The organism is Streptomyces sp. TS71-3, from assembly GCF_018327685.1.
In the GTDB taxonomy this organism is placed as follows: domain Bacteria; phylum Actinomycetota; class Actinomycetes; order Streptomycetales; family Streptomycetaceae; genus Streptomyces.
In genome coordinates this window covers 3,554,354-3,579,268 of record NZ_BNEL01000001.1, presented here as the reverse complement: position 1 = coordinate 3,579,268, position 24,915 = coordinate 3,554,354, and the positions used below count along the sequence as shown (strand labels likewise).

Here is a 24,915-nt window from a genome sequence, read left to right as displayed (position 1 = left end):
TGGGCGGCATGAACGAGCTGATGAACGAGCAGAGAGGTGCCGATGCAGCCGCATACGGCACCGGAGAAGGCGGCACCGCCGACGTGGCCGTGGTGGGCGGCGGCGTCGCCGGGCTCGCGGCGGCGCTGAATCTCGTCCGCGCGCGCCGGTCGGTCGTCGTGATCGACGCCGCCCGGCCGCGCAACGCCCCGGCCGCACACTCACACGGCTACCTGACCCGCGACGGCGCCTCCCCGCTGGAACTGGTCGATCTGGGGCGGCAGGAGGTGCGGGGATACGGCGGACGGATCGTGGAGGGCACCGTCGAGGCCGTCGCCCGCCTCGACGACGGCCGCTTCCGCCTCACCACCCGTCAGGGCGCCGTGCATCTGGCGCGGCGCGTGCTGGTGGCCACGGGGCTCGTCGACGAGTACCCGGACGTCCCCGGGCTGCGGGAGCGCTGGGGACGCGACGTCGTGCACTGCCCGTACTGCTTCGGCTGGGAGCACCGGGACCGCGCCCTGGGCGTCCTCGGCAGCGGCCCCGGCGCGGCGAGGCAGGCGCTGATGTGGCGCCAGTGGAGCGCGGACGTGGTGCTGTTCCAGCACACCGCGCCCGCGCCCGACGAGCGGGAGGGCGCCCGGCTCGCGGCGCTCGGCATCACGGTCGTCCCCGGCGAGGTGGCGGCCGTGGAGATCGGCGACGACCGCGTGACGGGGGTCCGGCTCGCCTCCGGCGAGGTGCACCCGCGGGACGCCATCGTGGTCGGGCCGCGCTTCGTGGCACGGCACGACCTGCTCGACCCCCTCGGGGTCGAGGCCGTCGAGCACCCGCTCGGCCTCGGGCGGTACGTCAAGGCCGAGCCCACCGGCGCCACCGGGGTACCGGGCGTGTGGGTCGCCGGCAACACACTCGACCTGGCCGCCGGGGTCCTCCAGGCCGCGGCCTCAGGCTCGACGGCGGCGGCCGCGATCAACGCGGACCTGACGGAGGACGACGCCGAGCGCGCCGTCCTGGCCCTGGCCCGGTGAGCGCCGTGCCCCAGGAGCCGGGCCGGCCGAGCGCCGAGCGGTACTGGGAGGAGCGCTACAGCTCCGAGGTGCGGCTGGGCCGCGGCCGGCCCAACGTCGTGCTCGCCGCCGCCGTCACCGGACTGCCGCCAGGCTCCGCGCTCGACCTGGGCTGCGGCCCCGGGGGCGACGCCGTGTGGCTGGCCCGGCAGGGGTGGCGGGTCACCGCGGTCGACGTCTCGCCCTCCGCGCTGGCCACCGTCCGTGCGGACGCGGACGGCGCGGGGGCCGGGCACCTCGTCCGCACCGAGCAGCACGACCTGGGCGTCTCGTTCCCGGCCGGCACGTTCGACCTGGTCTCGGCCCAGTACCTGCACTCCCCGCTCGGCTTCCCCCGGCAGCGGGTGCTCCGGCAGGCCGCGGGGGCGGTGGCCCCGGGCGGCCTGCTGCTGATCGTCGAGCACGCGTCCGTGCCGCCGTGGGGCCGCGGGGCGCACCCCGGCCTCACCCTGCCGACCGCCGCCGAGACCCTCGCGGGGCTCGCCCTGGACGGCGCGGAGTGGACCGTCGAGACCGCGGAGACCCGGCAGCGGGAGGCCACCGGCCCGGCGGGCGAGAGCGGGACGGTCGAGGACAACGTCATCGCCGCACGGCGGCACGGCTGAGCGGCGCGCCCGAGCCCGGGGCCGCGCACCGCGGCCCGGGCGCTCCGCCGCACCACGGCGTGCGCCCCTTGTACGGTCGGCACCGGGCCGCGTAACCTTACTCCACAGTAAGCTTACTCATGAGTCAGGTACGGAATCAGACAGAATCAGACTGATCACTGAATCAGTATCGGACGGAATCGGTACGACCGGGGAGGACGACATGGCAGACGGTGCCCGCGGGTTGGCGGAGCTGGACTTCGCGACCGTGACGCCCGCGCAGTTCGCGGCGCTGGTGAAGGGGCTGTCCACCCGGGAGCTCAAGGAACTCGCCGAGGACTCCGCGCTGCGCGACCGGGTGCTCGCCGAGGTCTTCGGCCGGATGGGGCGGGAGTTCAAGCCGGATGCCGCGGGCTCGCTCTCGGCCATGATCCGGTGGCAGATCACCGGCCCGGGCGGCGCCGAGACGGTCTACGAGACCCGGATCGCCGACCGCGCCTGCACGGTGCACGCGGGGCGCTCGGACGAGGAGCCCAAGGTCACGCTGACGCTGAGCGAGGCGGAGTTCCTGAAGCTGGCGTCCGGCAACGCCAGCCCCGTGACGATGTTCATGACCCGGAAGGTGAAGGTCGTCGGCGACGTCGCCCTGGCGGCGCGCCTCAACCGCTACTTCGACATCCCGAAGGCCTGACGGCCGGATGGCCCGACCGGCGGCGGTGTGCTGCCGGCCGGGCCCGCGCCGTCGTCCCGTACGAGTGCGCGAAGGCCGGCCTCAGGACACCACGTCCTTGCGCCGGAAGCCGCGGAACGCGAGCGCCACGAACACGATCGCGTACGTCAGCGACACCGAGGCGCCCTGGATCATGCCGCCCCACTCCGGCTGTGGCTGTATGAGGTCGGCCCAGGCGAACTGCCAGTGTGCCGGCAGGAAGTCCCGCCAGTGGCCGAGCGCCGTCACGGCGTCGAGGACGTTCCCGACGATCGTCAGGCCGACCGCGCCGCCCACCGCGCCGAGCGGTGCGTCCGTCCGCGTCGACAGCCAGAACGCCATGCCCGCGGTGACCAGCTGGGAGACGAAGATGTAGGCGACGGCGAGCGCCAGTCCCTGCACGGCCATGCCCATGCCCAGCACGCCGCCGGTCGGGATCTGCAACGGCCCGCCGCCGTAGAGGGCCGTGCCGAGCCCGAGCGCGACCACCGGCAGCAGCACGATGGCGCCGAGGCTGAGCCCGAGCGCGACGACCAGCTTGGACCAGAGCAGCCGGGCGCGTGGCACCGGCGCCGCCAGCAGGTACCGCAGCGACGACCAGCTCGCCTCCGAGGCCACCGTGTCCCCGCAGAACAGCGCGACGGGGATCACCAGCAGGAACCCGGCACTGACGAACAGGCAGGTCGCCGCGAAGTTGCCGCCGGACTCGGTGGCCGTGGTCATCAGGCTGGCCGAGCCCCGGCGCTCCGGATCGCCCACCGCCAGCGCGATGGCGAGGACGAACGGCAGCAGCGCGAGCACCGCCCCCATCACCATCGTCCGGCGCCGCTTGAGCTGGCGCACCAGCTCCACGCGGAGCGGGAGGGTGCGGCCCGGGCGGTAGCCGGGCGCGGTGGACTCCGGCCCGTGGTCCGGGTGGTCCGGGTGGCCGGCCCCCGCCGTGCCGGCCGGCACGGCCCCGTTCCCGGGCGTGCCGTTCGAGCCCGGGGCACCGCCGGCAGGGGTGTCCAGGGGCACGGCGGATTCCGCGGCGTCCCCCGGGTCCGGGGCGAGGCCCGCGGCCCGGACGGCGTCGGCTTCCCGGGCCAGGGCGGCGGCGTCGGTTCCGGCCGGTGTCCCGGCCGGGACCCGCTCCTCCGTCCCGCGCGTGTCCGAGGTCATGCGGCTCCTCCGATCAGCGTCAGGAACGCGTCCTCAAGGCGGCGGTGCGGCCCCATCGACGACACCGGCACGCCGAGCCGGACCAGCTCGGCGAGGAGCCGGGCGGCGGCCTGGCTCGCCGTGCCGTCCGCGCCGGAGCCGGCGGGCAGCGCGAGGCGGACCAGGAGCCCGTCGGGGACGGGCACCGCGGAGGCCACCTCGGGCAGCGCGGCGACCTGGTCGGCCAGCGGCTGCGGCAGCTCGCCTGCGAGGCCGACGAGCAGGGTGTCGTCGGAGCCGACGATGTCCGCCACGGGCCCGGCCTGCACGAGCCGGCCGCGGTCCATCACGACCAGGTGCGTGCAGCTCTGCTCCACCTCGGCGAGGAGGTGGCTGGAGACGATGACGGTGCGCCCGCCCTGGGCGTAACGGATCATCACGTCCCGCATCTCCCGGATCTGCGGCGGGTCGAGGCCGTTGGTCGGCTCGTCGAGGATCAGCAGGTCCGGCAGGCCCAGCATGGCCTGGGCGAGCGCCAGGCGCTGGCGCATGCCCTGCGAGTAGGTGCGCACCGCGCGGTACAGCGCGTCGCCGAGGCCTGCGATGTGCAGCGCCTCCTCGACGTGCGCGTCCTCGGCGGGGCGCCCGGTGGCCTGCCAGTAGAGGTCCAGGTTCTCGCGGCCCGACAGATGCGGCAGGAAGCCCGCGCCCTCGACGAACGCGCCCACCCGCGACAGCACCGGCGCACCCGGCCTGATGGCGTGCCCGAACACCCGGATCTCGCCGGCGTCGGGCGTGATCAGGCCCATCAGCATGCGCAGGCTGGTGGTCTTGCCGGCGCCGTTCGGCCCGAGCAGGCCGAGCACCTGGCCGCGCTCCACCCGGAACGAGAGGTCGCGCACGGCGTACCGGTCCTGGGCGTTGGCGTACCGCTTGCTGAGGCCGGTGATCTGGAGCGGCACGTCGGCGAGCGCCGGGTCGGGCGCCGGGGCCGTGGTGCGGCGGCGGCCGGTGAGCACCAGGCCGAGCGCGAGCAGCAGGCCCGCGGCGGGCAGCCACCACACCCAGGCCGGCACGGGCGACCCGGAGCTCGCCACGCCGGGCGCGGTCGGCACGTGCAGGCCGTCGCCGGCGGGCGCGACGGTGTAGGTGGCGGCGGCGGCCGGTGAGGCGTACGCCAGGTCGGTGCTGGTGAGCACCACCCGCAGCCGGTGGCCCGCCACGACCTCGTGGTCGACGGCGGGCAGCGTGATCCGCACGTCCTTGCCCTGCTGGGCTCCCTCGACCCGCAGGGGCGAAACGAGCTGGTCGGGCAGCGAGGCGCGGCCGCCCTTGCCCGGCGAGACGTCGTACAGCTTCGCGAACAGCACCGTGTCGGGGCTCGACGAGGTGAGGTGCACGGTCACCGTCGGGGAGCCGGTGATCCGCAGGTTCTGCTTCAGCGGGGCCGTCTCGAAGTGGGCGAACTGGCCCGGCATGTCCAGCGCCGGGCCGAGGCCGAGGCCGGACAGCTGCGAGGAGCCCGTGAGGCCCGGCACGGCCGAGATGGACGGCGGGCCGCCGCCGGGCGGGTTGGCGAAGGACTGGGTGGCGCCGGTGAGCGGCAGGGTGCGGGGGTCGCCCTCCAGGCCGGGGTAGCGGTCGGAGACGGCGCCGCGGGTGGCCGAGGTGCCGTTGGTGGAGTCGACGCCGCCGGTGCGGGAGATCCGGAAGGCCGGGCCCGTGTCGGCCGAGGCGTCGTGCTTCAGGTAGCGGTCGAACCACTGCGACACGCGGTCGGTCATCCGGCCGGTCTCCAGGTCGCCGCCGTCGTGCCCGCCGGAGAGCCAGTCGACGTCGACGGGGGCGCCGTTGGCCCTGATCTGCTTGGCCATGGCGTCGGCCTGGCCGAGCGGGAAGAGCGAGTCGGACTGGCCCTGGGCGATCAGCGTGGGGACCTTGATGCGGTCGCCGACCGCGGACGGGCTGCGGGCTTCGAGCAGCGCGCGGGCGGCGGCGTCCGGCTTGCCGTTCTCGGCGACCCGCTGGTACATCGCGCAGAGCTGCTGCTCGAAGCGGCCGCACGCCGACGGGTCGGCGGGGGCGGCGGGGCGCTGTGTCTTGGCCGCGGGCGGGCTCCCGGCGGTGGACTGGCCGAAGCCCGCCTCCGTGGCCGAGCCCACGGTGGCCCCGGCGCGGGCGAGGCCGGTGGCGTCCGCGGGGTCGGCGGAGGTGCCCGAGGAGCCGGCGCGATCGGAGGAGTCCGAGGACTGCGACATGCCGCCGGAGGCGGAGCCGTCCTGGCCGGCGCCGCCGGAGCCCGCGCCACCGGAGTCCGCGCCGCCGGAGGAGTCCTGGCCGCCGGGGCCGACGGGCGCCTGCCCGCCGCCGTCCTGCTGCCCGGTCGCGCTGCCTGCGCTGCCGGTGGTGAAGAAGATCCCGGCCCACAGCTTCTTGAAGACGTTGTCGGGGAACAGCGCGTCGGCGAGGTTCCAGTACGTGATCTCCGGCGCGATGGCGTCGACCCGGTGGTCGTACCCGGCCGCGAGCAGCGAGATCGCACCTCCGTAGGAGGCGCCGGTGACGCCGACGCGCGGGTCGCCCGCGTGGTCGAGCTGCACCTCGGGGCGGTGCGAGAGCCAGTCGATCATGCTGGAGACGTCGGCGACCTCGGCCTTCGGGTCGTTCAGGCCGATCTTCCCGGTGGAGTGCCCGAAGCCCCGCGCGGACCAGGTCAGCACCGCGTACCCGTGCCTGGCGAGCTTCTCCGCCTCGGGGCGCACGTCGTCCTTGCTGCCGCCGAAGCCGTGCGCCAGCAGCACCGCGGGACGGCGGGTGCCCGGGTCGCCCACCGTGTAGTACGAGGTGTCGATCACCGCACCGTGGGTGCGCATCATGCGGTCGGTGCGCTGCACGGGGCTGTGGTCCCCGAAGGCGCCTGCCGCGGACGCCGACCAGATGCCCGCGGTCGCGAGGACGACGACGGCGAGCACGGCGGCGAGCCGGCGCCGCATCCGGCGCGAGAGCCCGCCCGAGCGGGGCAACCGTGTCGGGCGCCGCCCGGGCAGTCTCAGAACCATGTCCTCAACGGTACGTGCGCCAGGGGCATTCGAGGTGAACGCCGGTGCGTTGCGCGCCGATGTCGGCGCGAGTACGCCGAGGTGGGGGCGGGCGCGGGCCGGGGGGCGAGGGTAGCCGTGGCGTACGTCACGTTCCCCCGGACGGCGGCCAAGGACTCGTCAGCGCGTGAGATGCGTCACGCCGTGGGCACCGGTGGACCGCCCTGGGCGCCGCCGGCGGCGGTGGCCGGGCCAGGGACGGCCGCTCCGGTGGCGGCCGATCCGGTGGCGGCCGATCCGGTGGCGGCCGTGCGGCCGGCGGCCGTGGGCGGGTCACCCGCGGCCCTGGCGGCCGTGTCGTACCAGTAGGCGTCGTTGATGGACTGGTTGAAGGTGAGCCACCAGACCTCCATGCTGCCCGGGATCCGGGACACCGCGGCGAGCCCGTCGCCGCTGGCCAGGTCGGGCGCGAGCAGGTAGCGGGCCCACGGGGTGCCCTCGTACCAGTACGCACCCTCGACGGAGTTGCTGTTCGCGCCCACCCACCAGACCTCCAGGTGGCCCGGGATCCGCGACACCGCCGCGATCCCGGTGTCCGAATCGGCGGTTCCCGCCGGGGCCAGCTCGAATACCTGCCATGCGCACATGTCGCCACCCTTCTCGCTTTGTGCGAGAAACGTAGCAATGTGCGCATATAGCGGAACAGGCGTGGGAAATCGGGTTGAAACGCGCGGGTACCACCCGGGGGCGGCCGGATGCGCCTGCGGCGGGCCACTGGTCCAGGCCCTTGCGGTGCTCCGCCTGACCACCCGGCGGTGGAAGCTGAGCGCGCAGTTCCCCGCGCCCCTTTCAGGAGCGCGTGTGCCCCGTCAGAGGGCGCTGGGGACTACGCGAGCGACCCCTTTGCGCCTGCGGCGGGCCACCAGGACCAGCCCCTTGCGGTCCTTCGCCCGACCACCTGGCGATGGGGACTGAGCGCGCAGTTCCCCGCGCCCCTTCCGGGGCTCTGCCCACCGTCGGGGGACGCGCCCCCGCCGGGGCTCGGCCCTCCGCCGGAGCGCCGCCCCTCAGTGGTTCCTGGGGAAGCCCAGGTCCACGCCCGCCGGGGCGTCCGCGGGGTCCGGCCAGCGGGTGGTGATGGCCTTGCCCCGGGTGTAGAAGCGGACGCCGTCCGTGCCGTAGATGTGGTGGTCGCCGAAGAGGGAGTCCTTCCAGCCGCCGAACGAGTGGTAGCCGACCGGGACCGGGATCGGCACGTTCACGCCGACCATGCCCGCCTCCACCTCCATCTGGAAGCGGCGGGCCGCGCCGCCGTCGCGGGTGAAGATCGCCGTGCCGTTGCCGTAGGGCGAGGCGTTGATCAGCGCGAGCCCCTCGTCGTAGGAGTCGACGCGGAGCACGCTCAGCACCGGGCCGAAGATCTCGTCCCGGTAGGCGTCGGCGGTCACCGGTACCCGGTCGAGCAGCGAGATGCCGATCCAGTGCCCGTTCTCGCGGCCCTCGACGGTGTACCCGGAGCCGTCCAGGACGACCTCGGCGCCCTGCTCGGCCGCGCCCCGCACGTAGCCGGCGACGCGGTCGCGGTGCTCGGCGGTGATCAGCGGGCCCATCTCGGAGGCCGGGTCGTCGCCGGGGCCGATGGTGATCTTCTCGGCCCGCTCCTTGATCCGCTGCACCAGCTCGTCGCCGACCGCGCCCACCGCGACCACCGCGGAGACGGCCATGCAGCGCTCGCCGGCGGAGCCGTAGGCCGCGGAGACGGCGGCGTCCGCGGCGGCGTCCAGGTCCGCGTCGGGCAGCACCATCATGTGGTTCTTCGCGCCGCCCAGCGCCTGCACGCGCTTGCCGTGCTCGGAGGCGGTGCGGTGCACGTGGCGGGCGATGGGGGTGGAGCCGACGAAGGAGACCGCGGCGACGTCCGGGTGCGCGAGGAGCCGGTCCACGGCCACCCTGTCGCCGTGCAGCACGTTGAAGACGCCGTCCGGCAGGCCCGCCTCGGACAGCAGCTCGGCGAGCCGCACCGACGCCGACGGATCCTTCTCGCTGGGCTTGAGGACGAAGGTGTTCCCGCAGGCGATGGCGAGCGGGAACATCCACATCGGCACCATCGCCGGGAAGTTGAACGGCGTGATGCCCGCCACCACGCCGAGCGGCTGGCGGATCTCGGCGACGTCGACCCGCTGCGAGACCTGCGTGGACAGGCCGCCCTTGAGCTGGGTGGGGATGCCGCAGGCCAGGTCGACGATCTCCAGGCCGCGGGCCACCTCGCCGAGCGCGTCCGCATGCACCTTGCCGTGCTCGGCGGTGATCAGCCGGGCGATGTCGTCGCGGTGCGCGTCGAGCAGCGCGCGGAACGCGAAGAGCACCGAGGTGCGCTGCGCCAGCGACGAGCTCCGCCACCCCTCGTAGGCGGCCTTCGCCGCGGCGACGGCCGCGTCCACCTCGCCGGTGTCCGCGAAGGGCACCCGGGCCGTGACGGCGCCGGTGGCGGGGTCGGTGACGGGTCCTGACCGGCCCGAGGCGCCCTCGGCGGGCGCGCCGCCGATCCAGTGGCTGACGGTCTTCGTCATCTCCAACTCCCGGTGGTGTGCGAATCCAGGTCCCTGTGCGGCATCGGTGCGGGGCGCGCCCGGCCGTGCGCGGGCGCGCGGACCTCGGTCCACGCGCGGCGCACGGCCGGATGCGGTACCCGTCCCCGCGGGGGGCCGTGCCTCACAGGTGACGCCTGCGGTCGCCGGCCTGCCGCTCGTACTCCTTGCGCGCCGCCACCGCGGGCGCCCGGGTCGCCGTCTCGGCCACCGGCACGTCCCACCATGCCTGAGCGGGCGGCGCGCCCGGAACCGCCCCGCTGCTGTCCGTCTCCACGTACACGCAGGTGGGCCGGTCGGCGGCGCGGGCCTCGGCGAGCGCCTCGCGCAGCTCGCCGAGCGTCTTGGGCCGCAGCACCCGCAGGCCGAGGCTGGCGGCGTTGGCCGCGAGGTCGACGGGCAGCGGGTCCCCGGTGTACGAGCCGTCCTCCGCGCGGAACCGGTACGCCGTCGCGAAGCCCTCGGCGCCCACCGACTCGGACAGGCCGCCGATGGAGGCGTAGCCGTGGTTCTGGAGGATGACGATCTTGATGGGGATGTTCTCCTGGACGGCGGTGACGATCTCGCCGGGCAGCATCAGGTAGGTGCCGTCGCCGACCAGCGCCCACACCGGCCGTCCGGGCACGGCGAGCCCGACGCCGATCGCGGCGGGGATCTCGTAGCCCATGCAGGAGTAGCCGTACTCGACGTGGTACTGGTCGTGCGAGCGGGTCCGCCAGAGCTTGTGCAGCTCGCCGGGGAGCGATCCTGCGGCGTTGATGACGATGTCGTCCCCGGTCACCACGGAGTCGAGCGCGCCGAGCACCTGCGGCTGGGTGGGGCGCGCGCTCTCCTCGCCCTCGAACACCTTGCTCACCTGGCGGTCCCAGCGGGACTTGGCGGTGCGGTAGTCGATCTCGTACGGCGGCGAGACGCGGTGCGCGCCGAGGCGGCGGTGCAGCGCGTCGAGGGCGGTACGGGCGTCGGCGAGGAGCGGCAGGCCGGCCATCTTGTGGCCGTCGTACGGGGCGATGTTGATGTTCAGGAACCGGACGCCGTCGGCGGCGAAGAGCGTGCCGGACGCGGTGGTGAAGTCGGTCCACCGGGTGCCGACGCCGATGACCAGGTCCGCCTGGCGGGCCAGCTCGTTCGCGGTGGCGGTGCCGGTGTGGCCGATGCCGCCGACGTCCGCCGGGTGGTCGTGGCAGAGCGCGCCCTTGCCGGCCTGGGTGGACGCCACCGGGATGTCGGTGTCGTCCACGAGCCGCCGCAGCGCCTCCTCGGCGCCGCTGTGCCGCACCCCGCCGCCCGCGACGATCAGCGGCCGCCGGGCGGCGAGGACGGCGCGCACGGCGGCGTCCAGCTCGGCGGGCTCGGGCTCCGGGCGGCGCACCGTCCACACCCGCTCGGCGAAGAACTGCTCCGGCCAGTCGTACGCCTCGGCCTGCACGTCCTGCGGCAGGGCGAGGGTGACGGCGCCGGTGGCCACCGGGTCCGTCAGCGTCCGCATCGCGGCGAGCGCGGCCGGCACCAGCGCCTCGGGGCGGGTGATCCGGTCGAAGTAGACGGAGACGGGCCGCAGGCAGTCGTTGACGGACACGTCGCCCGCGTAGGGCACTTCGAGCTGCTGGAGGACCGGGTCGGCGGGCCGGGTCGCGAAGGTGTCGCCGGGCAGCAGCAGCACGGGCAGGTGGTTGATGGTGGCGAGGGCGGCGCCGGTGACCAGGTTGGTGGCGCCGGGGCCGATGGAGGTCGTGACGGCGTGGGTCGCGAGGCGGCCCGACTGCCGGGCGTATCCGACGGCCGCGTGCACCATGGCCTGTTCGTTGCGGCCCTGGTGGTACGGCATCTCGTCGCCGTACTCGACGAGCGCCTGGCCGATGCCTGCGACGTTGCCGTGGCCGAAGATGCCCCAGGTGGCCTCGATCAGCCGGCGCCGTTCGCCGTCGCGCTCGCTGAACTGCTTGGACAGGAACGCGACGAGGGCCTGGGCGGTGGTCAGGCGGCGGGTTGCACGGGTGCTCATGGTCGGCCCTCCCGGGGGACGGGGGTAGGCGTGGGGGTGAGGGTGGGCGGTGCGGCGGGCCGCGTGGGGACGGGGAGCGGAGCGGTCACCTGTAGCCCGGGGTGTTCGCGAGGTGGTCGGGGTGGAAGCAGATCTGCCAGGCCCGTTCGGCACCCGGGCCCGCCATCACGTTCAAGTAGTACATGTCGTGTCCCGGCGAGGCGATGGACGGGCCGTGCCAGCCGTCCGGAACCAGCACCGCGTCCCCGCCGCGCACCTCGGCCAGCACGTCGCTGCCGCCGGGCCGGGACGGGAAGACCCGCTGGTAGCCGAAGCCGTGCGGCCCGTCGATCTCGAAGTAGTAGATCTCCTCCAGCTCGCTCTCCTCGCCGGGCCGGTCCTCGTCGTGCTTGTGCGGCGGGTACGAGGACCAGTTGCCGCCGGGGGTGATCACCTCCACGGCGATCAGCGTGTCGCACTCGAAGGCACCCGCGGCGGCGAAGTTGCGCACCTGGCGGGTGCACATGCCGCTGCCGCGCTGCTCGACGGGAACCTCCGGCGCGGGGCCGTAGCGAGCGGGGAGTCGTCGCTCGCACTTCGCTCCTGCCAGGGCGAAGCGGCCTCCCGCACCGGAGGCGATCTGTGCATGGGCGTCGCGCGGCACGTACGCGAAGTCGCTGACATCCGCGAACACGCTGGTCCTGCCCTGCAGTTCGATGATGCTGCCGTCGGTGTGGACCGTACAGCCCCCGCTCAGCGGAAGTACGATCCACTCGCACTCCCCGGCCACCAGGGAGTGCACGTCACCGGGTCCCAGTTCGAGCACCTTGAGCCGGGAGTGGGTCCATCCGGCACGCTCCGGGCCGATGTCGACCGTGCAGGGGCCGGTGCCGGTGCTGCCGTGGGGCACGTACAGGCCCGTGTCGCCGGTGGCCGGTGTGCCGGCGCCGGCCGCGCCGTTCGTCTCGATCATGTGCGTATCCCTACCCCGCGCCGGATGCCCTGTGCGTGCCCGCCCCCGGGTCCGGGCGCCCGGTGGCCGCTTTCCGCCCGTGCCCGCCGGCCGCCTTCCGCGGGCGCGCGCCGGCCGCCTGACCCGAGCCTGTCCACAGCACCTGGCCCGTTCACAGCAGCCCCACGGCCGTGTCGACCGCCTTCGCCACGTCGCCGTCCGCCGGGTACAGCAGCGACCGGCCGACGACCAGGCCCTGCACGGTGGGCAGCCGGAGCGCGCCGCGCCACTTCTCGTAGGTGGCGAGCTGCTCCTCGGCGGTGGGGCCCACCTCGCCGCCGAGGAGCACCGCGGGCAGCGTGGTGGTGGCCATGACCCGGGCCATGTCGTCGGGGTCCTCGGTGACGGGGACCTTCAGCCAGGTGTACGCGGAGGTGCCGGCGAGGCCCGAGGCTATGGCCAGGGACTTGGTGACGGCGGTGGCGCCGAGGTCGTTGCGGAGCCTGCCGTCCGCGGCGTCGCGGCGGGACAGGAACGGCTCGACGAAGACGGGCAGGCCCAGCTCGGCCATCGCGTTCACGGTGTCGGCGGCGGCCTGGAGGGTGCGCAGCGAGCCCGGGTCGTCGTAGTCGATGCGCAGCAGCAGCTTGCCGGCGTCGAAGCCGTGCCGCCGGATGTCCTCGGGGCGAAGGCCCGTGAAGCGGTCGTCGAGCTCGAAGGCGGCGCCGGCCAGGCCGCCCCGGTTCATAGAGCCCATGACGACCTTGCCGTCCAGGGCGCCGAGCAGCAGCAGGTCGTCGAGGATGTCGGCGGAGGCGAGCACGCCGTCGACGCCGGGCCTGCCGAGCGCCACGCACAGGCGCCGCAGCAGGTCGCCGCGGTCCGCCATGGCGAGCGCGTCGCCGCCGGCGCCGAGCGCGCCGCGGGCCGGATGGTCGGCGGCTATGATCATCAGCCGCCCGCCGGGGCCGAGCAGGGGCCGCCGGGGGCGGCGCGCGGCGGCCTCGGCCACGGCCTCGGGGCGCCGGGCGCGCAGCCTCGCCAGCGCGCCGGTGTCCACGACGCCCTCGGCGTCCACGAGGCTCTCGGTGTCCGCGAAGCCGCCAGTGCCCGAGGTGCTGCCGGTATCCGTCAGGTTCCCGGTGTCCGCGGGGCCGCCGGCCTCCACGCGGTCCCGAGCCTGCGCGGCATCCTCGGCCGGGGCGTGCCTCCCGGCGTGCGCGGTCCCGCTGCTCACCGCACCGCGCCTTCCGCGAGCGCGCTCTCCACCTCGGCGGGCGTCGGCATGGCGGAGGAGCACTCCAGGCGGCCCGCGACGATGGCGCCCGCGGCGTTCGCGTACCGCATGGTGCGCTCCAGGTCCCAGCCGGCCAGCAGGCCGTGGCAGAGCGCCCCGCCGAACGCGTCGCCCGCGCCCAGGCCGTTGAGCACGTCGACCGGCAGCGGCGGCACCTCGGCGCGCTCGCCGGCGGCGGACAGCGCGAGGACGCCCTTCGGCCCCTGCTTGACGACGGCGAGTTCGACGCCCGCGGCCAGCAGCGCCTGCGCGGCGGCGGCCGGTTCGCGCTCGCCGGTGGCCACCTCCACCTCGGCCAGGTTGCCGACGGCGACGGTGGCGTACCGCAGGGCCTCGGCGTAGTACGGGCGGGCGCCCTCGGGGCCCAGCTCCGGGCCCGGTCCCGGCACGTCGCCCACTCCGCTTGCGCCCGTTCCCGGGGCGTGCCAGAACATGGGCCGCCAGTCAAGGTCGAAGACGGTGAGCGCGGCGCGGCCGCGGTGCTCCAGCGCGGTGAGCGTCGCGGCGCGGCTCGGCTCCTCGCTCAGCCCCGTGCCGGTCATCCAGAAGACGCGGGCCGCGGCGACGGCGTCCAGGTCCAGCTCGTCCGGGCGGATCACCAGGTCAGGCGCCTTGGGCTGCCGGTAGAAGTACAGCGGGAAGTCGTCGGGCGGGAAGATCTCACAGAACGTCACCGGGGTGGCCAGGCCCGGCACCGGGGTGACCCACCGGTCGTCGACGCCGAAGCCGCGCAGCGCCTGGTGCACGTAGTCGCCGAACGGGTCCGGCCCCGTGCGGCTGACCACCGCCGTCCGGCGGCCGAGCCGGGCCGCCGCGACGGCCACGTTGGTGGCGGAGCCGCCGAGGAACTTCCCGAACGTAGTGACCTCCGCCAGCGGCACCCCCGCCTGCAACGGGTAGATGTCCACCCCGATCCGCCCCATGGTGATCACGTCGTGGGGCTCGGTGGACGGCTCCGTACCGCGCGAGGTGTCCGGGTCGATCACCTGTGAGTCCCTTCTGGGCAGAGCTGAGGACGGCCGGGGAGCGCCGGTGTCGGGCGCCGCCGGCCGGCCGGCGCCCCGGGCATGCCTGCCCGTGAACGGGCCTCGGCATCCCTGGGACTCCTCGGGGTGGGCGCCGCGCGCCGGCGGCACTCCAAGGTGTAATGCCGACCGGGAAGCCTGTCAATGTTTTGTCCAGACATTCGGACCAGCCCTTGACACTCCTCTCCCGGCGGCCGGAAAGTTGCGGCCATGACGTCGCTGTCGCGTATCCGGATCGGTTCGGCACCCGACTCGTGGGGGGTCTGGTTCCCCGACGACCCGCAGCAAGTGCCCTGGCAGCGCTTCCTCGACGAGGTCAGCGCCTCCGGCTACGAGTGGATCGAGCTGGGCCCCTACGGCTACCTGCCCACCGACCCCCGGGTGCTGGGCGAGGAGACCCGCCGGCGCGACCTGAAGGTCTCGGCGGGCACCGTCTTCACCGGGCTGCACCGCGGCCCGGAGGTCTGGGACTCCACCTGGGAGCACGTCGCCGGCGTCGCGGCCCTCACCCAGGCCATGGGCGCCCGGCACCTGGTGGTGATCCCCGCGTTCTGGCGCGACGACAAGACCGGCGAGGTACTGGAGGAGCGCACCCTCACCGCGGGACAGTGGCGCGATCTCACCGCCCAGACCGAGCGGCTCGCCCGAGAGGTGCGGGAGCGGTACGGGCTCCAGGTCGTCGTCCACCCGCACGCGGACACCCACGTCGACACCGAGGAGAACGTCACCCGCTTCCTCGACGCGACCGACCCCGACCTGGTCCGGCTCTGCCTGGACACCGGGCACTACGCCTACTGCGGCGGCGACAGCGTCAAGCTCATCGAGACCTACGGCGAGCGGATCGGCTACCTCCACCTCAAGCAGGTCGATCCCGCGGTGCTCGCGGAAGTACGGGCACAGGAACTGCCGTTCGGCCCGGCGGTCGCCCGCGGCGTGATGTGCGAGCCGCCCACGGGGGTGCCCGCGCTGGAGCCGGTACTGGCCGCGGCACAGGGTCTGGGCGTCGACCTCTTCGCCGTGGTCGAGCAGGACATGTACCCGTGCGAGCCGGACACTCCCCTGCCGATCGCCCGGCGGACGCGGGCGTTCCTGCGCTCCTGCGGGGCGTAGCCCCCTGCGGGGGCGGTCGGCCGGGATGTGGGGCTGGGCCCCGGGTTCTGCGGGCAGCCATGACGGGGCCGTCGGGTCGCCACCGGCCCGAGGGGGCTGGATCTGTCGTGTCCGGACCACCCGTCCGCAGGGCTTCTCGCGCAGTTCCCCGCGCCCCTTCCGGGGCGGACCCTTACGTGGGGCTGCACCCCGGCCCGCTTAGGGGCGCGGGGCTGTGTCGATGTGCGGCTCCGCCGCGTGGGCGCGACCAGCCACGACTGGGGGCACCTCCCGCGCCCTTCAGGCCGTGGGGGACGTCTGATCGCCACCGGCCCAAGCGGGCAGTCCCTGTCGCGCCCGGACCACCGGCCGGTGGGGGTTGCCGCCCCGTGAGTGGGCCGGGGCCGGGGCCAGGGCTTCGGAACCGTTTCTCGCGGGTTCCGTCACGAACGTGACCACCGCGTCACACATGTGCCGGATCCGTCGACTCCACGTCACACGCCCGTGACGGCCGCAGACCCCGCCGACAGAGCATCGTTCACCGGACGGACACACGCCGATACGTCGTCGGCGCCGCGCCCGGCCGCCGGGGTCGCGGTGCCGGCTGGAGGAGATGCCACGGATGACCGACCGCACTCTCTGGTCGTACAACGACATCGCCGCACACATCAGAGTCCGCCCGGACACCGTGCGCTCCTATCGCAAGCACGGGCTGCTGCCACCGCCCGACCACGTCGAGGCCGGCAGGCCGTACTGGTACGCCGACACCGTCCGCGCCTGGGTCGCCTCCCGGCCGGGAAACAACCGCAGACGCCGCAAGGAGTGAGCAAGAGGGGACCACGGGACGGCACGGGTACGGGCCGGAGCGAGCGCCGGGCGTTAATGCGTTGCCTGCGCGCGAGGCGGTCGCACACGATCCGGTGATGACGCCACCGACACACCCCACGCCCCAGCCGTCCCCACCCGCACCTTCTCCACCCCCGACCGCACCGACCGCACCGGCCGCCCCCGCGGCCCACCGCACCGGATTCGCCGTGAAGCCCGTGCTGACCGGTGAGCGGGTCGTCCTGCGGCCGTTCACCGCCGCGGACACCGAGGCGATGGCAGCGATCATCGAGGACCCGGAGGTGCGGCGCTTCACGGGCAACCCCAGCGGCGAGCTCACGATGGAGCGGCTGCGCGCCTGGTACGGGTCCCGCGGCGAGCAGCCCGACCGGCTCGACCTCGCCGTGACCGACCGGGCCACCGGCGAACTCGTCGGCGAGAGCGTGCTGTTCGACTGGCACGAGGCCGACCGCAGCTGCCTCTTCCGCATCCTGATCGGGCCGCGCGGCCGGGGCCGGTGCCTCGGCACCGAGACGGTCAGGCTCACCCTCGCGCACGCCTTCGAACGGCTCGGGCTGAACCGCGTCGAACTGGGGGTGCACGCCGGCAACCACCGCGCCCGGCGCGTCTACGAGAAGGTGGGCTTCGTCACGGAGGGAGTGCGGCGCGAGGCGTGGCTCAAGGGCGGCGAGGCCGTCGACGAGATGGTGATGGCCGTGCTGGCCCGGGAGTGGGCCGAGCACCGGGGCCGCCCCTAGGCCGTGTCCGCCGCCAATAGGCCGCGCCCCGCGGATCCTCGCAGGCCCGGGCCCAGGACACCCACGGGACTGTCCCCCTACCCCCCAGGGGTATAGTGTGAGGAGAGTCGGGCGGGACCACCGATGCGCGGTGTTCGTCGTGCCGCCGGCGCGGCGCCCCTCGTGTCCGGCGTGTCCCCGGACCCCGTACGCGTTCCGCATCCGTGAGGAGAACGAGATGACCGCCCAGAGCGACACCACCCCCCAGACCACGTCCGCCGAGGACGGGGTCACCGCGGTCTACCAGGTGACCGGCATGACCTGCGGCCACTGCGAGGGCGCGGTCGCCTCGGAGATCGGCGGGCTGGCCGGCGTCAGCTCCGTCCGGGCCGAGGCCGCCACCGGCCGGGTCACCGTGGTCTCGGCCGCTCCGCTCGACGACGCCGCGGTGCGCTCGGCGGTGGACGAGGCCGGCTACGAGCTCGCCGGCAGGGCCTGACCCCGGTGCGGCCCGGCAGCCGGGCCGCACCCGCGCACGCCCGGCGCAGGGCGCGTCGCACCGCCGTGCGCCGGGTACCGTCCAGCGCGAGGCACCACACTCTTCTGGAGCCGTCATGACCAGCACCGCACCCCAGGCACCGAAGGCACCGCGCCCCCGGGGGGCCGAGGCACACGCCGACGCCCCCGCCGGCACGGCCGCCGGCACCCCCAGCACCCCCGCAGCCCCCGGCACCCCCGCAGCCCCCGGCACGCCCGACGCGACCGCGCGCACCGAGCTGCTCATCGGGGGTATGACCTGCGCATCCTGCGCGGCCCGGGTCGAGAAGAAGCTCAACCGCATGCCGGGCGTCACCGCCACGGTGAACTTCGCGACGGAGAAGGCGCGGGTCGTCCACCCCGAGGAGACGGCGGTCGCCGACCTGATCGCCACCGTCGTCCGGACCGGTTACAGCGCCGAGCAGCCGGCGGGAGACACACGGTCCGTCCCCGCCCCGGGCAGCTCCCGCGCGGCCGAGGCCCACGTCCCCGCACCCCAGACGTCCCCCGCCCCCCAAGCGGCCGGCACCGTCCACGTGGCCGATACATCCAGCGGCGCCCACGCCACATCGGCACCCGGAGCCTCAAGCGCCCCCGAGCGCGCGGACGGGCTCGACGCGCCCCGCGAGGCCGCACCCTCCGATGACGCGCGCGCCGCCGCCCCCTCCCCCGCCGACACCCGGCTCTCCGGACTCCGCCGCCGCCTGATCGGCTCCGCCGTCCTCGCCGTGCCGGTCGTGCTGCTCTCGATGGTGACCGCCCTCCAGTTCGACTACTGGCAGTGGCTCGCCCTGGTGCTCACGACCCCTGTCGTCCTCTGGGGCGGCTGGCCCTTCCACCGCGCCGCGTTCGGCGCCGCCCGGCACGCCGCCGCCACCATGGACACCCTGGTGTCCTTCGGCACGCTGGCCGCCTTCGGCTGGTCGCTGTGGGCGCTGTTCCTCGGCGACGCCGGGATGCCCGGCATGCGGCACGGCTTCGAGCTGATCGCCGACCGGGCCGGAGCCTCCGACGCCCTCTATCTGGAAGTCGCCGCGGGCGTCGTCACCTTCCTGCTGCTCGGCCGGTACCTGGAGGCCCGCGCCAAGCGCCGGGCGGGCGCCGCGCTGCGCGCGCTGCTGGAGCTGGGCGCCAAGGACGTGGCCGTGCTGCGGCCCGGCCCGGACGGTACGCAGGTGGAGACCCGCGTGCCGGTGGGCACGCTGGCCGTCGGCGAGCGGTTCGTCGTGCGGCCCGGCGAGACGATCGCCACCGACGGCGTGGTGGTGGAGGGCACCTCGGCGGTCGACGCATCCATGCTCACCGGCGAGTCCGTGCCCGTCGACGTGACGGCCGGGGACGCGGTCACCGGCGCCACCGTGAACGCGGGCGGCCGCCTGGTCGTCGAGGCCACCCGGGTCGGCGGGGACACCCAGCTCGCCCGGATCGGGCGCCTCGTCGAGGAGGCGCAGACGGGCAAGGCCCAGGTGCAGCGCCTCGCCGACCGGATCGCCGGAGTCTTCGTGCCGGTGGTGCTGGTGCTCGCGCTCGGCACCCTGCTGGCCTGGCTGGCCACGGGAGCCGCCGCCGGTGCGGCCTTCACGGCCGCGGTGGCCGTCCTGATCATCGCCTGCCCCTGCGCGCTGGGTCTTGCCACCCCCACCGCCCTGCTCGTCGGCACGGGCCGCGGCGCCCAGCTCGGCATCCTCATCAAGGGGCCCGAGGTCCTGGAGTCCACCCGGCGCGTCGACACGGTCGTCCTGGACAAGACCGGCACGGTCACCACGGGGCGGATGACCCTCCAGGGGGTATGCCCGGCGGGTGACGAGACGGCCGGCGCGCGGGGTGCGGAAGGCGCTGCGCGGGAGCCGGCGGCACCGGTGGACGAGAAGGAGCTGCTGCGGCTCGCCGGCGCGCTGGAGCACGCCTCGGAGCACCCCGTGGGCCGGGCCATCGCCGAGGGGGCCGCCGAGCGGGCGGGTGCGCTGCCCGCCGTCGAGCGGTTCGAGAACGTGCCGGGGCTGGGCGTGCGCGGCACGGTCGAGGGTCACGAGGTGCTGGTCGGCCGCCCGCAGTTGCTGACCGGCGAGGGCATCGCCGTGCCCGGGTCGCTCGCCGCCGCCACGGCCACCGCGGGCTCCGAGGGCCGGACCGCCGTCGTGGTCGCCTGGGACGGCACCGCACGGGGCGTGCTGACCGTCGCGGACGCCGTCAAGGAGACCAGCGCAGAGGCGGTACGCGCGCTGCGCGCCCTCGGGCTGACGCCGGTACTGCTCACCGGCGACCACGCCTCCGTCGCCGAGGCGGTCGCCCGCACGGTGGGCATCGACGAGGTGATCGCCGAGGTGCTGCCGGAGGACAAGGTGGCCGTCGTGCGGCGGCTGAAGGACGAGGGCCGGACCGTCGCCATGGTCGGCGACGGCGTCAACGACGCGGCCGCCCTCGCCACCGCCGACCTGGGCCTCGCCATGGGCACCGGCACGGATGCGGCGATCGAGGCGGGCGACCTCACGCTCGTCCGGGGCGACCTGAGGGTGGCGGCGGACGCCATCCGGCTCTCCCGCCGGACCCTGGCCACCATCAAGGGCAATCTCTTCTGGGCCTTCGGCTACAACGTCGCGGCCCTGCCCCTGGCGGCGGCGGGGCTCCTCAACCCTATGATCGCGGGTGCGGCCATGGCGTTCTCGTCGGTCTTCGTGGTCGGGAACAGTCTCAGGTTGAGGACTTTCACCTGACACCTACTGCGCATCGCGTAATCTGTCTCAGAATCGACACCCAAAGCCTTCACAGCTCTTCACAGATCAGGTGCAACATCCTTACTCTTAGGGCCTGATCGGCATCGACGGGCTCTTGTGTCGACGATGATGCTATGCAAGAGACGCAGATCACATGGATTTTGCGTAACCATAGAGGGGGCTCGCGAGTCTAAGAAGACGACGCCGGTGACGTCTTGGGGGGCGTTCCCGGTGTTGGCGGAGATGTCTTGGGGGACGTCTCCGAGGTTGTGAGGCCGGGGCACGCACTCCGGGGAGCTTGAGCGGCCCTCCCGAACGTGCGCGTCCCGGCAGGCACAACCACCGCTGGCGCGGCCCACTGACGCCCGGCCGGATCCCGTGGGGGGAATCCGCACCGGGACAAAGGAAAGCGCCCCGTACGTCGGCCCGTGGGGGGACCGCCGGCGGGGCGCTTTCCGCTACCCAGCCCCAGAAGTCCCGACAGGGGCGCAGGAATCGGGGCGCAGCCCCGATAGGGGCGCGGGGCTGTATCGATATGCGGCTCCGCCGCGCGGGCGCGACCAGCCACAACGAACCGGCAGCCCACCAGCCCCCTCAGCCACACCCCCCGAACCGCCAGGCCCACCGCAGGTGAATCGCAACAACCCCCACAACCCACCACGCACCCGAAAACCAGTGTGCCGGCCACCCCCCGCAAGGGGCGAACCGGCACACTCGGCTACCCACGCCCCGCAGGGGCGCCCGCACAATCGGCTACCGCGCGCCGCAGGCGCTACCGCTGCTCAACCGGAATGAAATCCCGCTCCACGACACCCGTGTAAATCTGCCGCGGGCGCCCGATCCGCGACCCCGGCTCCTTGATCATCTCGTGCCACTGCGCGATCCACCCGGGCAGCCGCCCCAGCGCGAACAGCACCGTGAACATCTCGGTCGGGAAGCCCATCGCGCGGTAGATCAGACCCGTGTAGAAGTCGACGTTCGGGTAGAGCTTCCGCTCGACGAAGTAGTCGTCGGCGAGCGCGTGCTCCTCCAGCTTCAGCGCGATGTCGAGCAGCTCGTCGGACTTGCCGAGCGCCGACAGGACGTCGTGCGCCGCCGCCTTGATGATCTTCGCCCGGGGGTCGAAGTTCTTGTAGACGCGGTGCCCGAAGCCCATGAGCTTCACGCCGTCTTCCTTGTTCTTCACCTTGCGGATGAAGGAGTCGACGTCGCCGCCGCTGGTCTGGATGCCCTCCAGCATCTCCAGCACGGACTGGTTGGCACCGCCGTGCAGCGGGCCCCACAGCGCCGAGATGCCGGCGGAGATCGACGCGAACATGTTCGCCTGCGAGGAGCCGACCAGGCGGACCGTGGACGTCGAACAGTTCTGCTCGTGGTCCGCGTGCAGGATCAGCAGCTTGTCCAGCGCGGAGACGACCACCGGGTCGAGCTCGTACTCGGCGGCCGGCACCGAGAACGTCATCCGCAGGAAGTTCTCGACGTAGCCGAGGTCGTTGCGCGGGTAGACGACCGGCTGGCCCACCGACTTCTTGTAGGCGTACGCAGCGATCGTCGGAAGCTTGGCGAGCAGCCTGATGGTCGACAGGTGCCGCTGCTTCTCGTCGAACGGGTTGTGGCTGTCCTGGTAGAACGTGGACAGCGCGCTGACCACCGACGACAGCATCGCCATCGGGTGGGCGTCCCGCGGGAAGCCGTCGTAGAACCGCTTGACGTCCTCGTGCAGCAGCGTGTGCTGCGTGACCTCGTTGCGGAACGCGGCCAGCTCGTCGACCGTCGGAAGCTCGCCGTTGATCAGCAGGTACGCCACTTCGAGGAACGTGGAGCGCTCGGCGAGCTGCTCGATCGGGTACCCGCGGTAACGCAGGATGCCCTGCTCACCGTCGAGGTACGTGACCCCCGACTTGTACGCGGCGGTGTTGCCGTACCCGCTGTCCAGGGTCACCAGCCCCGTCTGCGCCCGCAGCTTCCCGATGTCGAAGCCCTTGTCGCCGACGGTGCTGTCGACGACCGAGTAGGTGTACTCGCCGTCGCCGTACCGCAGTACTACTGCGTCATCGCGTTTGTCGCTCACGTCTTCCCTCACCGCCGTAGTGCCTCATCCTCGAGGTGGCCCCGACTTCCCCTGACTGCCTCTACCATCCCCCATTCGGCGCATGAGAGTGCACTCGGGGTCGGCCATTGGGCCTATTGGCGGCACTCAGTGCCGCCAGCCTGCTCATCCTGCCCCCTTCGCCCTGGTTCCGGAAGGGCCCTGTGAGCTTTCAGACTCATTTGATCGATCAATTTTCCGCCGTGTTCACCAACGGACACCACAAGGGCACGTTCACCTGCCCGCGGGCCCTCCGGCGAGCCGGAAGTCCAGCGCCGTGCACCTGCGGCCCGCCGAGACCGTGCGCACCGCCTGGCCGAGCGCCCGGCGGGAACCGACCAGCACCACCAGCCTCTTGGCCCTGGTGACGGCCGTGTAGAGGAGGTTCCGCTGGAGCATCATCCACGCGCTGGTGGTCACCGGGATGACCACCGCCGGGTACTCGCTGCCCTGGGAGCGGTGGATGGTGACCGCGTACGCGTGCGCCAGCTCGTCCAGCTCGTCGAACTCGTAGGGCACCTCCTCGTCCTCGTCGGTGCGGACCGTCAGCCGCTGCTCGTCGGTGTCGAGGGCGGTGACGACGCCGACGGTGCCGTTGAAGACGCCGTTCTCGCCCTTGTCGTAGTTGTTCCTGATCTGGGTGACCTTGTCGCCGACGCGGAAGACCCGGCCTCCGAAGCGCTTCTCCGGCAGGTCGGGCCGGCCGGGGGTGATGGCCTGCTGGAGCAGGCCGTTCAGCGCCCCCGCACCCGCGGGGCCCCGGTGCATCGGCGCCAGCACCTGCACATCGCGGCGCGGGTCGAGACCGAACTTGTCCGGAATTCTCCGTGCCGCGACATCCACGGTAAGCCTCCCGGCTTCCTCCGTGTCGTCCTGGACGAAGAGGAAGAAGTCCTTCAGGTCGCGGGTGACCGGTGGCCGGCCGGCGTTGATGCGGTGGGCGTTGGTGACGACGCCGGACTCCTGGGCCTGGCGGAAGATCCTGGTGAGCCGCACCGCGGGGACCGGGCCGCCGTCGCTGAGCAGGTCGCGCAGCACCTCGCCCGCACCCACGCTGGGGAGCTGGTCGACATCGCCGACGAAGAGCAGGTGGCCGCCCTCGGGGACGGCCTTGACCAGCTTGTTCGCCAGCAGCAGATCCAGCATGGACGCCTCGTCGACCACGACCAGGTCGGCGTCGAGGGGCCGCTCGCGGTCGTAGGCGGCGTCACCGCCCGGCTTGAGCTCCAGCAGGCGGTGCACGGTCGACGCCTCCGCGCCGGTCAGCTCGGCGAGCCGCTTGGCGGCCCGCCCGGTGGGCGCGGCGAGGATCACCTTGGCGTGCTTGGCGCGGGCCAGCTCCACGATGGAGCGGACCGTGAACGACTTGCCGCAGCCGGGACCGCCGGTGAGCACGGCGACCTTGCGGGTGAGCGCCAGCTTGACGGCCTCCTCCTGCTCGGGCGCGAGCTCGGCGCCCGTGCGCCCGGCGAGCCAGCCGAGGGCCTTGTCCCAGGCGACGTCCTGGAACGCGGGCATCCGGTCCTGAGGGGCCCGCAGCAGCCGCAGGACCTGGGCGGAGAGGGAGAGCTCGGCGCGGTGGAAGGGGACGAGGTAGACGCCGGTCACGGGCGCCCCGTCGGGGCCGGGGACCTCCTCGCGCACCACGCCCTCCTCCTGCCCGGCCAGCTCGGCCAGGCACTCGATGACCAGGCCGGTGTCGACCTGGAGGAGCTTGACGGCGTCGGCGATCAGCTGCTCCTCGGGGAGGAAGCAGTGGCCCTGGTCGGTGGACTGGGACAGCGCGTACTGGAGGCCCGCCTTGACGCGCTCCGGGCTGTCGTGCGGGATGCCGACGGACTGGGCGATCTTGTCGGCGGTGAGGAAGCCGATGCCCCAGACGTCCGCGGCGAGCCGGTAGGGCTCGGTCCTGACGACGGAGATCGACTCGTCGCCGTACTTCTTGTAGATGCGCACGGCGATGGAGGTGGAGACCTGCACGGTCTGGAGGAAGAGCATCACCTCCTTGATCGCCTTCTGCTCCTCCCAGGCGTCGGCGATCCGGCGGGTGCGCTTGGGGCCGAGGCCCGGCACCTCGATGAGGCGCTTCGGCTCTTCCTCGATGATCCGCAAGGTCTCCAGGCCGAAGTGCTGGGTGATGCGGTCGGCGAAGACCGGGCCGATGCCCTTGACGAGACCGGAGCCGAGGTAGCGGCGGATGCCCTGGACGGTGGCCGGGAGCACGGTGGTGTAGTTCTCGACGCTGAACTGCTTGCCGTACTGGGGGTGGGAGCCCCAGCGGCCCTCCATCCGCAGCGACTCCCCCACCTGGGCGCCGAGCAGCGCACCCACGACCGTGAGGAGGTCCGCCGCGCCGCGGCCGGTGTCCACGCGCGCGACCGTGTACCCCGTCTCCTCGTTGGCGTAGGTGATCCGCTCCAGGACCCCTTCGAGCACCGCGAGCCCCGGTGACCCGCTCTTCGCCGGATGCGTCTTCGCCGGATACGACATGGTCCGACGCTACCGCCGGGGTCTGACACCGCGGTTCACGGGCTCACGGGCGCGCGGGCTCGCGACGG

General features: G+C 73.8%; 18 protein-coding genes. 8 read left to right on the top strand and 10 right to left on the bottom strand.

The annotated features are described in order from the left end of the window. Positions 1 to 8 precede the first annotated feature (8 nt). The 3 genes from Sm713_RS14490 (at position 9) to Sm713_RS14480 (ending at position 2,324) form a co-directional block, all read left to right on the top strand. Complete coding sequence (locus Sm713_RS14490) at positions 9 to 1,010, top strand: NAD(P)/FAD-dependent oxidoreductase (RefSeq protein WP_249416290.1); 1,002 nt, start codon at positions 9 to 11, stop codon at positions 1,008 to 1,010. Beyond that, on the top strand, positions 1,007 to 1,654 hold the full coding sequence (locus Sm713_RS14485; protein ID WP_249416289.1) for a bifunctional 2-polyprenyl-6-hydroxyphenol methylase/3-demethylubiquinol 3-O-methyltransferase UbiG: 648 nt from the start codon (positions 1,007 to 1,009) through the stop codon (positions 1,652 to 1,654). Before Sm713_RS14490 ends, Sm713_RS14485 begins: the two co-directional genes overlap by 4 nt. A gap of 202 nt (positions 1,655 to 1,856) precedes the next feature. Then, positions 1,857 to 2,324 carry an SCP2 sterol-binding domain-containing protein gene (locus Sm713_RS14480; protein ID WP_212910034.1) on the top strand — a complete coding sequence of 156 codons (468 nt, stop codon included), beginning with the start codon at positions 1,857 to 1,859 and terminating at the stop codon, positions 2,322 to 2,324. 81 nt (positions 2,325 to 2,405) lie between these two features. Here the strand turns inward: Sm713_RS14480 and Sm713_RS14475 are convergent, their stop codons facing one another. The 8 genes from Sm713_RS14475 to iolC form a co-directional block, all read right to left on the bottom strand. Further along, complete coding sequence (locus Sm713_RS14475) at positions 2,406 to 3,296, bottom strand: ABC transporter permease (RefSeq protein WP_212912006.1); 891 nt, start codon at positions 3,294 to 3,296, stop codon at positions 2,406 to 2,408. A gap of 203 nt (positions 3,297 to 3,499) precedes the next feature. Beyond that, positions 3,500 to 6,541, bottom strand: a complete 3,042-nt coding sequence (locus tag Sm713_RS14470) for an alpha/beta fold hydrolase (protein WP_212910033.1) — start codon at positions 6,539 to 6,541, stop codon at positions 3,500 to 3,502. A gap of 176 nt (positions 6,542 to 6,717) precedes the next feature. Continuing rightward, a complete protein-coding gene (locus Sm713_RS14465; protein ID WP_212910032.1) occupies positions 6,718 to 7,167 on the bottom strand; it encodes a hypothetical protein in 450 nt (149 codons plus the stop codon). Positions 7,168 to 7,587: 420 nt separating this feature from the next. Further along, positions 7,588 to 9,090: a CoA-acylating methylmalonate-semialdehyde dehydrogenase gene (locus Sm713_RS14460; RefSeq protein WP_212910031.1), complete on the bottom strand. Its 1,503-nt coding sequence runs from the start codon at positions 9,088 to 9,090 to the stop codon at positions 7,588 to 7,590. A gap of 142 nt (positions 9,091 to 9,232) precedes the next feature. Continuing rightward, positions 9,233 to 11,113 (bottom strand): 3D-(3,5/4)-trihydroxycyclohexane-1,2-dione acylhydrolase (decyclizing), encoded by a 1,881-nt coding sequence (gene iolD / locus Sm713_RS14455; protein ID WP_212910030.1) that lies wholly within the window; start codon positions 11,111 to 11,113, stop codon positions 9,233 to 9,235. Between the two features lie 85 nt (positions 11,114 to 11,198). Next, positions 11,199 to 12,065, bottom strand: coding sequence for a 5-deoxy-glucuronate isomerase (iolB, locus tag Sm713_RS14450; RefSeq protein ID WP_212910029.1), 867 nt, complete (start codon positions 12,063 to 12,065; stop codon positions 11,199 to 11,201). Positions 12,066 to 12,216: 151 nt separating this feature from the next. After that, positions 12,217 to 13,122 (bottom strand): deoxyribose-phosphate aldolase, encoded by a 906-nt coding sequence (locus Sm713_RS14445; RefSeq protein ID WP_374196047.1) that lies wholly within the window; start codon positions 13,120 to 13,122, stop codon positions 12,217 to 12,219. Between the two features lie 155 nt (positions 13,123 to 13,277). Then, positions 13,278 to 14,327, bottom strand: coding sequence for a 5-dehydro-2-deoxygluconokinase (iolC, locus tag Sm713_RS14440; RefSeq protein WP_283249776.1), 1,050 nt, complete (start codon positions 14,325 to 14,327; stop codon positions 13,278 to 13,280). 249 nt (positions 14,328 to 14,576) lie between these two features. On the opposite strand from iolC, the gene Sm713_RS14435 reads away from it, so the two are divergent. The 5 genes from Sm713_RS14435 to Sm713_RS14415 all read left to right on the top strand — a co-directional run bounded on the left by Sm713_RS14435 (position 14,577) and on the right by Sm713_RS14415 (position 20,268). Next, positions 14,577 to 15,476, top strand: a complete 900-nt coding sequence (locus tag Sm713_RS14435) for a sugar phosphate isomerase/epimerase (RefSeq protein ID WP_212910028.1) — start codon at positions 14,577 to 14,579, stop codon at positions 15,474 to 15,476. Between the two features lie 601 nt (positions 15,477 to 16,077). After that, a complete protein-coding gene (locus Sm713_RS14430) occupies positions 16,078 to 16,281 on the top strand; it encodes an AlpA family transcriptional regulator (protein WP_212910027.1) in 204 nt (67 codons plus the stop codon). Between the two features lie 97 nt (positions 16,282 to 16,378). Beyond that, positions 16,379 to 17,038, top strand: a complete 660-nt coding sequence (locus Sm713_RS14425) for a GNAT family N-acetyltransferase (RefSeq protein ID WP_212910026.1) — start codon at positions 16,379 to 16,381, stop codon at positions 17,036 to 17,038. Between the two features lie 217 nt (positions 17,039 to 17,255). Further along, positions 17,256 to 17,516, top strand: coding sequence for a heavy-metal-associated domain-containing protein (locus Sm713_RS14420; protein ID WP_212910025.1), 261 nt, complete (start codon positions 17,256 to 17,258; stop codon positions 17,514 to 17,516). A 292-nt stretch (positions 17,517 to 17,808) separates the two neighbouring features. Further along, complete coding sequence (locus Sm713_RS14415; protein WP_374196046.1) at positions 17,809 to 20,268, top strand: heavy metal translocating P-type ATPase; 2,460 nt, start codon at positions 17,809 to 17,811, stop codon at positions 20,266 to 20,268. A 772-nt stretch (positions 20,269 to 21,040) separates the two neighbouring features. Here Sm713_RS14415 and Sm713_RS14410 read toward each other — a convergent pair. Continuing rightward, complete coding sequence (locus tag Sm713_RS14410) at positions 21,041 to 22,351, bottom strand: citrate synthase (RefSeq protein WP_212910023.1); 1,311 nt, start codon at positions 22,349 to 22,351, stop codon at positions 21,041 to 21,043. A 240-nt stretch (positions 22,352 to 22,591) separates the two neighbouring features. Beyond that, entirely contained in the window at positions 22,592 to 24,847 is a 2,256-nt protein-coding gene (locus Sm713_RS14405) for an ATP-dependent RecD-like DNA helicase (protein WP_212910022.1), read from the bottom strand. Between the last annotated feature and the right edge of the window lie 68 nt (positions 24,848 to 24,915).